The sequence below is a fragment of the Pseudomonas agronomica genome (assembly GCF_025917275.1).
Classification (GTDB): domain Bacteria; phylum Pseudomonadota; class Gammaproteobacteria; order Pseudomonadales; family Pseudomonadaceae; genus Aquipseudomonas; species Aquipseudomonas agronomica.
The window spans coordinates 1-13,613 of sequence record NZ_JAOSHO010000102.1 but is presented as its reverse complement, the minus strand read 5'-3'; the positions used below and the strand labels follow the sequence as shown (position 1 = coordinate 13,613).

At 61.5% G+C, this 13,613-nt stretch carries 13 protein-coding genes; 10 read left to right on the top strand and 3 right to left on the bottom strand.

Annotated elements, in window-relative coordinates:
- Window positions 1-85: 85 nt before the first annotated feature.
- Window positions 86-2,932 carry an RNA polymerase-associated protein RapA gene (gene rapA / locus OC610_RS10370; protein ID WP_264427709.1) on the bottom strand — a complete coding sequence of 949 codons (2,847 nt, stop codon included), beginning with the start codon at window positions 2,930-2,932 and terminating at the stop codon, window positions 86-88.
- Between the two features lie 248 nt (window positions 2,933-3,180).
- Between rapA and OC610_RS10365 the strand changes: the two genes are divergently transcribed.
- The 3 genes from OC610_RS10365 to ccoM all read left to right on the top strand — a co-directional run bounded on the left by OC610_RS10365 (window position 3,181) and on the right by ccoM (window position 4,019).
- The gene (locus OC610_RS10365) at window positions 3,181-3,522 is read left to right on the top strand and encodes a hypothetical protein (RefSeq protein WP_030139316.1); all 342 of its coding nucleotides are present in this window, start codon (window positions 3,181-3,183) and stop codon (window positions 3,520-3,522) included.
- Window positions 3,523-3,538: 16 nt separating this feature from the next.
- Entirely contained in the window at window positions 3,539-3,757 is a 219-nt protein-coding gene (locus OC610_RS10360; RefSeq protein WP_033864460.1) for a hypothetical protein, read from the top strand.
- Between the two features lie 145 nt (window positions 3,758-3,902).
- Entirely contained in the window at window positions 3,903-4,019 is a 117-nt protein-coding gene (ccoM, locus tag OC610_RS29625) for a cytochrome c oxidase subunit CcoM (RefSeq protein ID WP_030139315.1), read from the top strand.
- A 183-nt stretch (window positions 4,020-4,202) separates the two neighbouring features.
- On the opposite strand, the gene OC610_RS10355 is transcribed toward ccoM, so the two are convergent.
- Entirely contained in the window at window positions 4,203-5,678 is a 1,476-nt protein-coding gene (locus OC610_RS10355; RefSeq protein WP_264427708.1) for an inorganic phosphate transporter, read from the bottom strand.
- A gap of 361 nt (window positions 5,679-6,039) precedes the next feature.
- On the bottom strand, window positions 6,040-6,240 hold the full coding sequence (locus OC610_RS10350; RefSeq protein ID WP_030142302.1) for a hypothetical protein: 201 nt from the start codon (window positions 6,238-6,240) through the stop codon (window positions 6,040-6,042).
- Window positions 6,241-6,809: 569 nt separating this feature from the next.
- Here OC610_RS10350 and pcaR point away from each other — a divergent pair.
- The 7 genes from pcaR (at window position 6,810) to pcaG (ending at window position 13,572) form a co-directional block, all read left to right on the top strand.
- Complete coding sequence (gene pcaR / locus OC610_RS10345) at window positions 6,810-7,652, top strand: pca regulon transcriptional regulator PcaR (protein ID WP_030142301.1); 843 nt, start codon at window positions 6,810-6,812, stop codon at window positions 7,650-7,652.
- 121 nt (window positions 7,653-7,773) lie between these two features.
- Complete coding sequence (locus tag OC610_RS10340; RefSeq protein ID WP_264427707.1) at window positions 7,774-9,120, top strand: MFS transporter; 1,347 nt, start codon at window positions 7,774-7,776, stop codon at window positions 9,118-9,120.
- A gap of 303 nt (window positions 9,121-9,423) precedes the next feature.
- Complete coding sequence (locus tag OC610_RS10335) at window positions 9,424-10,284, top strand: CoA transferase subunit A (RefSeq protein ID WP_264427706.1); 861 nt, start codon at window positions 9,424-9,426, stop codon at window positions 10,282-10,284.
- Window positions 10,281-11,060 carry a CoA-transferase subunit beta gene (locus tag OC610_RS10330; RefSeq protein ID WP_258648152.1) on the top strand — a complete coding sequence of 260 codons (780 nt, stop codon included), beginning with the start codon at window positions 10,281-10,283 and terminating at the stop codon, window positions 11,058-11,060. Before OC610_RS10335 ends, OC610_RS10330 begins: the two co-directional genes overlap by 4 nt.
- Window positions 11,057-12,262, top strand: coding sequence for a 3-oxoadipyl-CoA thiolase (gene pcaF / locus OC610_RS10325; RefSeq protein WP_264427710.1), 1,206 nt, complete (start codon window positions 11,057-11,059; stop codon window positions 12,260-12,262). Before OC610_RS10330 ends, pcaF begins: the two co-directional genes overlap by 4 nt.
- Window positions 12,263-12,299: 37 nt before the next feature.
- Window positions 12,300-13,004 carry a protocatechuate 3,4-dioxygenase subunit beta gene (gene pcaH / locus OC610_RS10320; protein ID WP_264427705.1) on the top strand — a complete coding sequence of 235 codons (705 nt, stop codon included), beginning with the start codon at window positions 12,300-12,302 and terminating at the stop codon, window positions 13,002-13,004.
- Between the two features lies 1 nt (window position 13,005).
- Window positions 13,006-13,572 carry a protocatechuate 3,4-dioxygenase subunit alpha gene (pcaG, locus tag OC610_RS10315; RefSeq protein WP_264427704.1) on the top strand — a complete coding sequence of 189 codons (567 nt, stop codon included), beginning with the start codon at window positions 13,006-13,008 and terminating at the stop codon, window positions 13,570-13,572.
- Window positions 13,573-13,613: the final 41 nt, after the last annotated feature.

Below are 13,613 nucleotides of genomic sequence, written 5' to 3'. Positions count from 1 at the left end.
GCAAGCCCGCTCCCACAGGTGAAAACAGAACCAGGTCAGCTTTAAGGCCGGAGAAACGGATATACACCCATAACCCAGCCGAAAATCACCCTGCCACCAACACCCGAATCGCTTCCAACCGCAACGCCGCCTTCTCCAGCATCGCCAACCCCTGCTCACGTTGCTCGCGCAACGCCTCCAGCTCGCTATCCCGCACGGTAGGGTTCACCGCTTGCAGGGCCGTCAAACGTGCCAGTTCTTCCTCGGTATCAGCCGCCAGGCGACGTTGGGCCTCGGCCACGCGTTCGGCGTGACGCGGGGTGATCTTCTCTTCGCCGGCATTGATCCGTGGCGCGAGTTGGTCACGCTGGGCCTGGATGAACTTGTTGGCACTGGCGCGAGGCACGCTTTCGAGCTGGTCGTTCAAGGTCTCGAACGAGACCCGGGCCGCCAGGTCGTTGCCATTCGTGTCCAACAGGCAGCGCAAGGCCGCCGGTGGCAGGTAGCGGCCCAGTTGCAGCGAGCGCGGGGCAACCACTTCGCTGACGTAGAGCAGTTCCAGCAACACGGTGCCGGGCTTGAGTGCCTTGTTCTTGATCAGCGCCACTGCCGTGTTGCCCATGGAGCCGGACAGCACCAGGTCCATGCCGCCTTGCACCATCGGGTGCTCCCAGGTGATGAACTGCATGTCTTCGCGAGACAGCGCCTGGTTGCGGTCATAGGTGATGGTCACGCCTTCGTCGTCGCCCAGCGGGAAACTGGCGTCGAGCATTTTTTCGCTCGGCTTGAGGATCAGCGCGTTGTCGGAGTGGTCCTCACTGTCGATGCCGAAGGCGTCGAACAGGGTCTCCATGTAGATCGGCAGGGCGAACTGGTCGTCCTGTTCGAGAATCGCTTCGACCAGCGCGTCACCTTCGCCTGCGCCGCCGGAATTGAGCTCCAGCAGGCGGTCGCGACCGGTGTGCAGCTCGGCTTCCAGGCGCTCACGCTCGGCGCGAGCCTCGTCGATCAGCGCTTGCCAGTCGCCATCGTCGGCTTCTTCCAGCAACGGCAGCAGGCGCGGGCCGAACTGATGCTGCAAGGCGTTGCCGGTCGGGCAGGTGTTGAGAAATGCATTCAGCGCTTCGTGATACCACTGGAACAGCCGCGCCTGCGGGCTGGTTTCCAGGAAGGGCACGTGCAGCTCGATGGTGTGTTTCTGGCCGATCCGATCCAGACGGCCGATCCGCTGCTCCAACAGGTCCGGGTGCGACGGCAGGTCGAACAGGACCAAGTGGTGAGCGAATTGGAAGTTGCGGCCTTCGCTGCCGATCTCCGAACAGATCAGCACTTGCGCGCCGAACTCTTCATCGGCGAAGTAGGCGGCGGCGCGGTCACGCTCAAGGATATTCATGCCTTCGTGGAAAACCGTGGCCGGAATGCCGGAGCGCACGCGCAGGGCGTCCTCCAGGTCCATGGCGGTTTCCGCGTGGGCGCAGATCACCAGGACCTTGGTGCGCTTGAGCATTTTCAACTGGTCGATCAACCACTCGACGCGCGGGTCGAATTTCCACCAGCGCTCTTCTTCGCTGGCGTCCGGCTGGGCCTGGAAGCTGACTTCCGGGTACAGCTCGGCGTGATCGCCCAACGGCAGTTCGAGGTATTCGTCCGGGCACGGCAGTGGATAGGCGTGCAGCTTGCGCTCGGGGAAGCCTTGTACGGCGGCGCGGGTATTGCGGAACAGCACGCGGCCGGTGCCGTGGCGGTCCAGCAGCTCGCGAACCAGGCGGGCGCTGGCTTCGATGTCGCCGTCGTTGACGGCGGTCAGCAGTGCTTCGCCTTCGTTACCCAGGAAACCCTGGATAGTCTTGTGGGCCTCGGGCGACAGGCGACCTTTGTCCAGCAGCTCCTGGACGGCTTCGGCCACCGGGCGATAGTTTTCGCTCTCGGCGCGGAAGGCCTGCAGGTCATGGAAACGATTCGGGTCCAGCAGGCGTAGGCGGGCGAAGTGACTGTCCTGGCCGAGTTGTTCCGGGGTCGCGGTCAGCAACAACACGCCGGGGATGGTTTCGGCCAGCTGCTCCACCAGCGCATATTGCGGGCTGACGTGATCTTCATGCCACACCAGGTGGTGGGCTTCGTCGACGACCATCAGATCCCAACCCGCGGCAAACAGTGCGTCCTGGGCCTTCTCGTCTTCTACCAGCCATTCCAGTGCCACCAGCGCCAGTTGGGTGTCTTCGAACGGGTTGCTGGCATCACTTTCGATGAAACGCTCTTCGTCGAACAGCGCCACCTGCAGATTGAAGCGCCGGCGCATTTCCACCAGCCATTGGTGCTGGAGGTTCTCCGGCACCAGGATCAGGATGCGGTTGGCACGGCCGGAGAGCAGTTGCCGGTGAATGATCAGGCCGGCTTCGATGGTCTTGCCCAGGCCCACTTCGTCCGCCAGCAACACGCGTGGCGCGATGCGGTCGGCCACTTCGCGGGCGATGTGCAATTGATGGGCAATCGGCTGGGCACGGACGCCACCCAGGCCCCATAGCGGGGACTGCAATTGGCGGCTGGTGTGTTCCAGCGTGTGGTAGCGCAGGGAGAACCACGCCAGGGGATCGATCTGGCCGGCGAACAGGCGGTCGCTGGCCAGGCGGAACTGGATGAAGTTCGACAGTTGGGTTTCCGGCAGCGTGACGACTTCGTTCTGTGCGTTGAGGCCGTGATAGACCAGCAGCCCGTCGACGTCATCGACTTCGCGCACGGTCATTTTCCAGCCTTCGAAGTGAGTGATCACGTCACCCGGCGAAAACCGCACGCGAGTGAGGGGCGCATTCCGTAGCGCGTACTGGCGAGTGTCGCCAGTGGCCGGATAGAGCACGGTCAACAAGCGGCCGTCCTGTGCCAGAACGGTGCCTAAACCCAGCTCGGCTTCGCTGTCACTGATCCAGCGTTGCCCCGGTTGATACTGCTGCGCCATGCTGCCTGACTCCCGCCTTGAAAAAGCCGGCTATCTTAACGGAATGCTCCGTCAGACCAAAGGATTTACGCACGCATGCAGCCTTCGCGGCGACTTGTCCATCAAGTGATCCAAGGGAACTTAAGCGGGCTCGGTGATCAAACAAGCTTGTGTCCTGCCGGGGCGTAATGCCAACCAGGTCACAAGTTTCGGACCAGCGGTTCAAGCCGCACCTCCCTTGGCCGACAACCTGAAGACAGGAGACCTTTATGTTGCCACCCATGCTCCCTTTGAGCGCCGTACCCATCACCGCTCAACAGGATCCGGTTCGCCAGCGACCGGACATACCGCCCGTGGTCCCGGTGCAACAGAGCTCCAACGAAAGCACCATCGACCTGCAGAACCGCGATCCGGAAGAGGCCGCGCTGCTATTGCGCGAGGAACAGCAGCGCCAGCAGGAGCGCAACCGGCGCCGCCGTGAAGCGGATGAGGATCCCGAGGAGCACCTGGCGGTCCCCGGCACGGAACTGAACGCCGATAACACCGTCCCGGTTGTCCCGCTGGTGGAGGGTGAATCGCGCCAGGGCCTGTGGGTCGATATCCAGATCTGATCCGGGCTTTGCCAATATGGCCGACAGCCCGCATCATGGGCGCATCGCCATTCACTGCACGATGCCGTACGCCATGAGCCAAGACGACAAACTGATCGACTTCAGTGCTGAACGCGCCAAGCGCGTTCATGACCTCAACGAAAAGCGCCTCAATGAAGTTCGCCAGGCATTCGAACAGGCGATGCCTTTGGGCAAGGCGAAGAAAAAGCCGAAAAACAAACCGAAAAAGCGCTGACACCCCCTCGATCCATTGATGCAGATCAGTTATTTGCCCCTCTTCGCGCCCCGTTGCGGGCGTTATTGACGCCGGTCAATTTTCATCCAGGCCTGATTGGTTAACTTGAACCCATCGCAACAGGGACAAGACCAGGAGGCCAGTCATGTTTATCGATAATGTGGTGTTTGCCGGTGTACTGACGGTTGGCCTCATGTTCGTGTTTTTCGCAGGTTTCGGATTATTCATCTGGAAAGACGCTCACAAGCGCAAAAAGCCGTAGGTCTTTCCAGCGACAACGAGCACGCAAGGCATTTTGGGCGACTTCGGTCGCCCTTTTTTTTGCGCAGATTTCCTGTTCCATGCCAAACCTCTGTGGGAGCGAGCAGGCTCGCTCCCACAGAAATTCATCCGTAAAAAAAGGTGCGAACCGCAAGGAACGCACCTTTTTTGTGGGCCGCTGGAATCAGCTACCCAGGGCCTTGGACGCCAGCCAGAACAGCCCGGCCGACAGGGCGACGGTCGCTGGCAGGGTCAACACCCAGGCCAGGAGGATGTTGCGCACGGTGCCACCTTGCAGGCCGCTCTTGTTGGCGACCATGGTGCCCGCCACGCCGGAGGACAGCACGTGCGTGGTGGAAACCGGGAGGCTGAAGACGTTCGCCGCGCCAATCATGCAGGCGGTGGTGATCTGTGCCGACATGCCCTGGGCGTAGGTCATGCCTTGCTTGCCGATCTTCTCGCCGATGGTCAGTACCACGCGTTTCCAGCCGACCATGGTGCCCAGGCCGAGCGCCAGGGCGACCGCCAGGATCACCCAGAACGGGGCGTACTCGGTGGTGGCCGTCAGGTCCTTGCGCAGCTTGTTCAGGTCGTCTTTCTCACGGGCTGCCAGGCCTGGCAACTTGCCGACCTTCTTCGCCGTGTCGTCCAGGCAAAGCAGGTAGCGCCGAACCTCGATGCGTCTTTCCGACGGTAGCGAGTGGTAGTCCGCCACGCCTTTGAGGGTATCGAGCAGGGCGTTGATGGTCGGTTCGGTCTGTTGCGGGTTGCAACGGAATTTCTCCGGCAGATCACCTTCGACGCTTTTGCCCAGCGCCAGGAACTCACCGAGGGAGTCGCTGTTGCGCGTGTAGAACTGGCTCAGGTGCAGGGTCGCGTCACGAGTGCGCTCGATCTGGTAGGTGGTGCTGGTCAGGTCGAGTACGAACTGCGCCGGCACGATACCGATCAGCACCAGCATGATCAGGCCGATACCTTTTTGGCCATCGTTGGAACCGTGGACAAAGCTGACGGCCATGGCCGAGATCACCAGGACCAGGCGATTCCAGAACGGCGGGTGTTTCTTGTCGTCGATCTTGCGACGCTGCTCCGGCGTCTTGTGCATCTTCGACAGCGGACGCCACGCTTTCAGGCCAATCAACACCAGGGCGGCAATCAGGAAGCCGGCCATGGGCGAGAACACCAGGGAGGCGCCGATATCGATCGCCTTCTGCCAGTTCACCCCGTCCGCCAACGGGATATCGTTGATCAGCGCGTTGGCCAGGCCCACGCCGAGGATCGAACCGATCAGCGTGTGGGAGCTGGACGCTGGAATACCGAAGTACCAGGTGCCCAGGTTCCAGGTGATGGCCGCTGCAAGCAGCGAGAACACCATGGCCAGCCCGTGTCCGGTGTTCACATTGATCAGCAGCTCCACGGGCAGCAAGTGAACGATGGCATACGCCACCCCCACGCCGCCCAGCAGCACGCCGAGGAAATTGAACACACCGGAAAAGAACACCGCCAGGTGAGGCGGCATGGCTTTGGTGTAGATAACAGTGGCAACCGCGTTAGCGGTGTCATGAAAGCCGTTGATGAACTCGAAGGCGAGGACAAAAGCCAGGGCGAGCAAGAGGCTCACAAGCACCCAAGCATCCAGTCCGCTGAATAAATCGATCATGAAGGTTTTCTGACCCGGGAATAAGGGGGCGCGATTATGCCAGAAAACCTCGGTAATCGATGCACTGCCTGCTCATCGGTCACATTCTTCTACGAAATAATCGGGAGGAAACCGTTCGTGGCCCGATTTTGCTGGGAAGCTGCAACCCTTTGTTTACAAGGCAGAAAGCCCTGTGGATAAGCTTCTCCTCGGGGCAGGAAGGGGCCTGAAAATGTCGATGAAATATCTGAAAGAACGTAGGTCAGGAACGCTCCCAACCGTGAAGGCGAAAATAACGCCCGCTTTTTGGCGGGCGCTTGACGACGAGGGCCGGCCAGGGTGGCGACCGGATACCGTCCACAGAAAACATCAAGCCCGGACGTTAGCTCTCTTCGGCCTTGAGTTCCTTTTCCATCTTCTGAAGTTCCTGGCTGAACGCCTGATCCTGGACGGTGGCGCGTTTACGCCAAGGTTTGCGTTCCGGTTCAGGTTGCGCGGCGTAGGTGGTGATCTCCCCGCCGTAAACTTCCTTGTAACGTTGTTCCTGGCGCTCAAGTTCCGCGCGCAGTTCGTCTTTCGTCACAGTGTTACCTAATTATTTAATTGAATCTGGTGATACGCACTGCATGCGAACATGCAGACGGCCACGGCACCAGAGCTGACAGCTGACGTAGCATCAGGGCTTCGTGTTGTTGCCGATACAGGGGAAGCGGCCATGGGTGCTTCAGGCACCGGCAGGCGACACAACAGTGATGAGCTGTCGTGCCTGCGGACGGTCAGGTCGATGGGCCTTGCCGTCACTGGACCGCATTATAACGGTCCGTTGGAAGAACACTATCGGTAAAGATAAAAACCGCTGGTTGTTTGTGTGAATCAATATTTGTATGGACTAGTTGTGTCAACAGACATATTTCCCTAACAGTCGATATCCTGACGTCATTGTTGGCGACAAGTTCATTTTCGAGTGGGCGGATCAGTTCCATTTCAGGTCGCCTGCGAAAGAGACGCAGGGATCGGGTTGAACGTGGGCTTATAAACACTTGATTGCGATAATCGATCGTCGGTTCGATAATCGAACGGTCTCGGCGATCCGTCCTTGTCTGACTGCCGGCCCGCCAGTTGTAATAGCCGATATTCCGCAGAGGATCCGACATGAACGACCAATTGCGCAACGCTTTCACCTCAGTCGCGCCGCCGATCGTTGCCTCGCCCGCCAAGCGGATCCAGGCGTTGACTGGCGATCCGGATTTCATGACGTCGCTGGCCCGCGGCCTTGCCGTGGTCCAGGCATTCCAGGAGCGCAAGCGGCACCTGACCATCGCCCAGATCAGCCACCGCACGGAAATCCCCCGCGCCGCTGTCAGGCGTTGCCTGCATACCTTGATCAAGCTCGGCTACGCCACCACCGACGGACGTACCTATTCGTTGCTGCCCAAGGTGCTGACCCTGGGTCACGCCTATCTGTCGTCGACACCGTTGGCCGTGTCCGCCCAGCCGTACCTGGACCGCATGAGCGAGCAGCTGCACGAGGCTTGCAACATGGCGACGCTCGAAGGTGACGACATCCTCTACATCGCCCGGTCGGCCACCACCCAACGGCTGATTTCCGTGGATCTGTCCGTGGGCGGCCGTCTGCCAGCGTATTGCACATCGATGGGCAGGATCCTGTTGGCGGCCCTGGACGATGCGTCGTTGCGCGATTACCTGGACCACGCCGACTTGCAGGCCAAGACCAGCCGGACGTTGCATACACCCGAGGCGTTGCTCGAATGCCTGCAGCAGGTTCGGCAACAAGGCTGGTGCATCGTCGACCAGGAACTGGAGCAAGGCCTGCGCTCGATCGCCGTGCCGGTGTATGACGCATCGGGCCAGGTGGTCGCGGCGCTGAATGTCAGCACCCACGCGGGTCGCGTTAGCCGCAACGAGTTGGAGCAGCGCTTTCTGCCGGGCCTGCTGGGAGCCAGCCGAGACCTCAGTGCGCAGTTGTTCAGTTAAGTGTTCAGCTAAGTTGTTCGATAAACGCACACAGTCGGCCGGGATGAATTGACGGTATTTGCCTGGTCTCATTAATGTCGCGCAGCGTCATCTGGCGTCCCTTGCGTGGAATAAAAATAAAATGAACCAGCCCCAGACTTCCGTAGGCACTTGCCTCGATGTGCAGTCCTTCATCAACGCTCAACCGATTTCGCGCTATCAATGGCGCGTGGTCATTCTCTGTTTCCTGATTGTTTTCCTCGACGGCCTCGACACGGCGGCCATGGGCTTCATCGCGCCGGCCCTTTCCCAGGATTGGGGCATCGATCGGGCCAGCCTTGGACCGGTGATGAGTGCCGCGCTGATCGGCATGGTCTTCGGTGCGCTGGGGTCCGGGCCCCTGGCGGACCGATTCGGGCGCAAGGTCGTGCTGGTCGGGGCCGTCGCCCTGTTCGGCGCATTCAGCCTGGCTTCCGCCTACAGCACCAATGTCGACCAATTGTTGGTGCTGCGTTTCCTGACGGGCCTGGGCCTGGGCGCTGGCATGCCGAACGCCACGACGCTGCTCTCCGAGTACACGCCGGAGCGCAAGAAGTCGCTGCTGGTGACGAGCATGTTCTGTGGCTTCAACCTCGGCATGGCCGGCGGCGGGTTCATTTCGGCCAAGTTGATCCCGGCATTCGGCTGGCACAGCCTGCTGATGATCGGCGGAATCCTGCCACTGATCCTGGCGGTAGTGCTGTTGCTATGGTTGCCCGAGTCGGCGCGTTACCTGGTGGTGCGCAACCGTGGCACGGAAAAAGTGCGCAAGACCCTAGCGCCGATTGACCCGCCGACCATTGCCCAGGCGTCCAGCTTCAGTGTGCCGGAACAGAAAACCGTGAAGGCCCGCAACGTGCTGGCGGTGATTTTCTCTGGCACTTACAGCGCTGGCACCTTGTTGTTGTGGCTGACGTATTTCATGGGACTGGTGATTGTCTATCTCTTGACGAGTTGGTTACCGACCCTGATGCGCGACAGTGGCGCGAGCATGGAGCAGGCCGCGTTTATCGGTGCGTTGTTTCAATTTGGTGGTGTCTTGAGCGCGGTCGGCGTGGGTTGGGCGATGGACCGGTTCAATCCGCACAAGGTCATCGGCATTTTCTATCTGATGGCGGGGCTGTTTGCCTACGCGGTAGGGCAGAGCCTGGGCAACATCACGTTGCTTGCCACCCTGGTGTTGGTGGCCGGCATGTGCGTCAACGGCGCGCAATCGGCGATGCCTTCCCTGGCGGCGCGCTTCTACCCGACCCAGGGCCGGGCCACCGGGGTTTCGTGGATGCTGGGCATCGGCCGGTTCGGCGCCATTCTCGGCGCCTGGATGGGCGCGACGTTGTTGGGCCTGGGCTGGAACTTCGAGCAGGTCCTGACAGCGTTGGTCATTCCTGCGGCCCTGGCGACCACGGCGGTGGTGATCAAGGGCATGGTCAGCCATGCGGATGCGACCTGAGTCAATGGCATGACCTATCTGTGAGCATACAGAGCAACTGTGGGAGCGAGCTTGCTCGCGATAGCGGTATATCAGTGACCGATACTTATCTGATCCACCGCTATCGCGAGCAAGCTCGCTCCCACAAGGATCTTCCGTGTCCCATAAAACGTTAGCCAAACAACAATCTGTTCGATAAACGAACACTCAGTCGATTATCGGATTGTTTTGCCGTCATCCCGAAGCTTAATCTTCAGTCACTCCGGCGCAGAACCTCGCGCCTTTTTCTTCACGTCGGTCTACTGGAAAACGGGAGCCTGCCCCATGGCTGAAATCCTTTCGCTGCACGACGCGGTGAAGCAATTCGTCAACGACGCAGACACCGTCGCGCTCGAAGGCTTCACGCACCTGATTCCTACAGCGGCGGGTCATGAAATCATTCGCCAGGGCAAGAAAGACCTGACCCTGGTACGGATGACGCCCGACCTGATCTACGACCAGTTGATCGGCGCCGGTTGTGCTCGCAAGCTGATTTTCTCCTGGGGCGGCAACCCTGGCGTCGGGTCCTTGCACCGCCTGCGCGATGCCGTGGAGAAACAATGGCCGCACCCGCTGGAGATCGAAGAACACAGCCACGCCGATCTTGCCAATGCCTACGTCGCCGGCGCCTCCGGCCTACCGTTCGCGGTGCTGCGAGCCTACGCCGGTTCCGACCTGCCGAAGGTCAACCCGCTGATCAAGAGCGTGACCTGTCCCTTCACCGGTGAAGTCTTGGCCGCCGTACCTTCGGTGCGCCCGGACGTTACGGTCATTCACGCCCAGAAAGCCGACCGCAAGGGCAACGTGCTGCTGTGGGGCATTCTCGGCGTGCAGAAAGAAGCCGCCTTGGCCGCCAAGCGTTGCATCGTCACCGTGGAAGAGATCGTCGATGACCTGAACGCACCGATGAACGCCTGCGTACTGCCGACCTGGGCGTTGAGCGCCGTGTGCCACGTCCCCGGCGGCGCCCATCCGTCCTACGCCCACGGCTACACCGAGCGTGACAACCGTTTCTACCAGGCGTGGGATCCGATCGCGCGGGATCGTGAGACGTTTACCGCATGGATCGACGAATACATCCACGGCACCCGGGACTTCAATGAATTCCAGGCCCGGCTGGCCGCAGCTTCGCAGGTGAAAGCATGAATTACACCACCAACGAAATGATGACCGTCGCCGCGGCGCGTCGCTTGAAGAACAATGCCGTGTGCTTCGTCGGCATCGGCCTGCCGTCGAAAGCGGCCAACCTGGCGCGGCTGACCTCGTCACCGGACGTCGTGCTGATCTATGAGTCCGGCCCGATCGGCGCCAAGCCCAGCGTGTTGCCACTGTCCATCGGCGACGGCGAGCTGGCGGAAACCGCGGACACTGTCGTCCCGACCGGTGAGATTTTTCGCTATTGGCTGCAGGGCGGGCGTATCGACGTCGGTTTCCTTGGCGCTGCCCAGGTCGACCGTTTCGGCAACATCAACACCACGGTGGTGGGCGACTACCATCAGCCGAAAGTCCGCCTGCCGGGTGCTGGTGGCGCGCCGGAAATTGCCGGCTCGGCCAAGAGCGTGCTGATCATTCTCAAGCAATCGGCGCGTTCGTTTGTCGACAAGCTGGATTTCATCACCTCGGTCGGTCATGGCGAGGGCGGCGACTCGCGCAAGCGCCTGGGGCTGCCGGGTGCAGGTCCCGTGGGCATCATCACCGACTTGTGCATCATGGAGCCGGAAGCCGGCAGCCATGAATTCGTGGTCACCGCGCTGCACCCCGGCGTGACCCGCGAGCAAGTCATCGCCGCCACTGGGTGGGCGATCCGTTTCGCCGACCAGGTGCACACCACCGCCGAGCCGACCGAAGTCGAGCTGCGCGCACTGCGCGACCTGGAAGCTCGCACCGCCGCGGCCCACGGCCAGGCACCGGGAGAAGCCTGATGCGCGACGTTTATATCTGTGATGCGATTCGAACCCCCATCGGCCGGTTTGGCGGCGGCTTGTCCGCCGTGCGCGCCGATGACCTGGCCGCCGTGCCGATCAAGGCATTGATGGAGCGTAACCCCTCGGTGGACTGGAGCGCGGTGGACGAGGTGTTCCTCGGCTGCGCCAACCAGGCCGGCGAAGACAACCGCAACGTCGCACGCATGGCGCTGCTGTTGGCTGGCCTGCCAGAGAGCATTCCCGGCGTGACCCTCAACCGCCTCTGCGCCTCGGGCATGGACGCTATCGGCACCGCGTTCCGCGCCATCGCCAGTGGCGAGATGGAGCTGGCGATTGCTGGCGGCGTGGAATCGATGTCCCGGGCGCCGTTCGTGATGGGCAAGGCCGACGCGGCGTTTTCCCGCAACATGAAACTGGAAGACACCACCATCGGCTGGCGTTTCATCAACCCGTTGATGAAAGCCCAGTACGGCGTGGATGCGATGCCCCAGACTGCGGATAACGTGGCGGATGACTACGCGGTGTCCCGCGCCGACCAGGACGCTTTCGCCTTGCGCAGCCAGCAACGCGCGGCGGCGGCCCAGGCGGCAGGGTTTTTCGCTGAGGAAATCGTGCCGGTGCGCATCGCCCATAAAAAAGGCGAAACCGTGGTCGAGCAGGATGAGCATCCTCGCGCTGACACCACGCTGGAAACCCTGGGCAAACTCAAACCGGTCAACGGTCCGGACAAGACGGTCACCGCCGGCAACGCTTCGGGTGTCAACGACGGCGCGGCCGCGTTGATCCTGGCGTCGGCCGAAGCAGTAAAAAAACATGGCCTGACGCCCCGCGGCAAAGTATTGGGCATGGCCAGCGCCGGTGTGGCGCCACGGGTGATGGGCATCGGTCCGGTGCCGGCGGTGCGCAAACTCACCGAACGCCTGGGATTGGCCGTCGCGGATTTTGATGTGATCGAGCTTAACGAAGCCTTCGCCAGCCAAGGTTTGGCGGTATTGCGAGACTTGGGACTGGCGGACGATGCGCCGCAAGTCAACCCGAACGGTGGGGCGATCGCCTTGGGTCATCCGCTGGGCATGAGCGGCGCACGGTTGGTGATGACAGCGCTGCATCATCTGGAAAAAACAGGCGGCAAGAAAGGCTTGGCGACCATGTGTGTCGGCGTCGGCCAAGGTCTGGCGCTGGCGATCGAACGCGTCTGATGCGTCGCTCTACTAATAAGAAACCGAGGAATGCTTCATGACTGACAAGCCTGGTTATCGTCGCCCACAAGCGGGCACCCAGCCGGAGTATCTGCACCCGCCGTACCAGTCCACCAACCTGCGCTCGCCGTCCAAGCCGCTGGTGTACCTGCCTCACTCGCTGTCGGAAATCACCGGGCCGACCATCGGCGCTGACCGTCTTCAAGAGAAGGACCACGACCTGACCGCCCAGCATGCCGGCGAGCCGTTGGGTGAACGAATCATCATTCACGGCCGCGTGCTGGACGAGCACGGCGAGCCGGTGCCGGGCATCCTCGTGGAGATCTGGCAGGCCAACGCCGCCGGTCGCTACAACCATGACCGTGACGACCACGATGCGCCGCTGGATCCGAATTTCACCGGCACCGGTCGCACCGTCACCGACGCCGACGGCTGGTATCAGTTCCAGACCATCAAGCCCGGCGCCTATCCGTGGGGTAATCACCATAACGCCTGGCGCCCGGCGCATATCCATTTCTCACTGTTCGGGCCGAGCATCCTGACGCGCCTGGTGACGCAGATGTATTTCCCGGGCGATCCGTTGCTGGAATACGACCCGATCTACAATTGCGTGCCGGACACAAGCGCCAAGGAACGCCTGATCGCCCGTTTCGACCTGGAAAAAACCGTCCCTCACTACGCCCTCGGTTATCGCTGGGACATCGTCTTGCGCGGCCGCGATGCCACGCCGATGGAGAAATAAGATGACGCTCAACGCCACTACGTCCCACACCGTCGGGCCTTACTACCACATCGGCCTGACGTGGCTGAACCGCGAAGACCTGACCGTTGCCGAGACGCTCGGCCAGCGCGTGGCGATCACCGGGCAGGTGGTCGATGGCAACGGCCAGTTCGTCAACGACGCGATGCTGGAAGTCTGGCAGGCCAACGCCGCCGGCAAATACGCGCACCCGGAAGACGACCAGGACAGACCCCTGGACCCACACTTCGACGGCTTTGGCCGGGTGCCGGTGGATGCCGAAGGGCGCTTCCGCTTTACCACCATCAAGCCTGGCACGGTGCCGGGGCTGGGCGATACGACCCAAGCGCCGCACCTTGTGGTGCTGGTGTTCGCTCGCGGGTTGGTCAAGCATCTGCTGACACGCATCTATTTCGACGGCGAACCCGCCAACGAAGCTGATCCGCTGCTGGCCTGCGTCCCCGAGGAGCGCCGCGGCACCCTCGTCGCCAAGGTCGATGTGTCGGGCGTGTACCAGTGGAACGTGATCCTGCAGGGCACGGATGCCGAGACGGTATTTTTCGATTACTGATTCACGGACATCTTGTAGCGAGGGAGCTTGCTCCCGCTCGG

Excerpts from the sequence above, each read along its gene's own strand:
- rapA (WP_264427709.1), bottom strand. The coding sequence starts at position 2,932 with ATGGCGCAGCAGTATCAACCGGGGCAACGCTGGATCAGTGACAGCGAA.
- OC610_RS10365 (WP_030139316.1), top strand. The coding sequence starts at position 3,181 with ATGTTGCCACCCATGCTCCCTTTGAGCGCCGTACCCATCACCGCTCAA.
- ccoM (WP_030139315.1), top strand. The coding sequence starts at position 3,903 with ATGTTTATCGATAATGTGGTGTTTGCCGGTGTACTGACGGTTGGCCTC.
- pcaG (WP_264427704.1), top strand. The coding sequence starts at position 13,006 with ATGACGCTCAACGCCACTACGTCCCACACCGTCGGGCCTTACTACCAC.
- OC610_RS10335 (WP_264427706.1), top strand. The coding sequence starts at position 9,424 with ATGGCTGAAATCCTTTCGCTGCACGACGCGGTGAAGCAATTCGTCAAC.
- pcaR (WP_030142301.1), top strand. The coding sequence starts at position 6,810 with ATGAACGACCAATTGCGCAACGCTTTCACCTCAGTCGCGCCGCCGATC.
- OC610_RS10340 (WP_264427707.1), top strand. The coding sequence starts at position 7,774 with ATGAACCAGCCCCAGACTTCCGTAGGCACTTGCCTCGATGTGCAGTCC.
- OC610_RS10360 (WP_033864460.1), top strand. The coding sequence starts at position 3,539 with ATGGCCGACAGCCCGCATCATGGGCGCATCGCCATTCACTGCACGATG.
- pcaH (WP_264427705.1), top strand. The coding sequence starts at position 12,300 with ATGACTGACAAGCCTGGTTATCGTCGCCCACAAGCGGGCACCCAGCCG.
- OC610_RS10355 (WP_264427708.1), bottom strand. The coding sequence starts at position 5,678 with ATGATCGATTTATTCAGCGGACTGGATGCTTGGGTGCTTGTGAGCCTC.
- OC610_RS10330 (WP_258648152.1), top strand. The coding sequence starts at position 10,281 with ATGAATTACACCACCAACGAAATGATGACCGTCGCCGCGGCGCGTCGC.